The organism is Cupriavidus sp. SIMBA_020 (genome assembly GCF_046535395.1).
GTDB lineage: Bacteria > Pseudomonadota > Gammaproteobacteria > Burkholderiales > Burkholderiaceae > Cupriavidus > Cupriavidus campinensis.
This window is the reverse complement of the sequence record NZ_JAWRWU010000737.1, coordinates 1-266: the sequence shown is the minus strand read 5'-3', so window position 1 is coordinate 266 and position 266 is coordinate 1. Positions and strand designations below refer to the sequence as shown.

At 71.1% G+C, this 266-nt stretch carries 1 pseudogene; it reads right to left on the bottom strand.

Going from position 1 to position 266, the window contains the following annotated elements:
- Positions 1–266 (bottom strand): annotated as a pseudogene (locus SB751_RS31285) (phosphoesterase); the annotation flags it as partial.

Genomic DNA, 266 nt, shown 5'->3' with positions numbered 1-266 from the left:
AGGGCGCAGCCAGAACGCCGGCCAACTGCGCGGCACGCCGCGCACGGACGTTTTCGGATGCATGTGGCCGGCGATGACGTGCCGGCCGTCTGGGTCCGCCCGCGGGACATGACTGAACAGGAACGGGCCGTCAATGTGCGTCTCGCCCAACTGCCGCACGCCGAACGCCGGGCCATCCAGGGCACGGTCATGATTGCCCGCCAGCACCGCGACATCCAGCGCCGCATGGTCCCGCCGCCACGCCATCCAGGTATCGCGCCACCCCG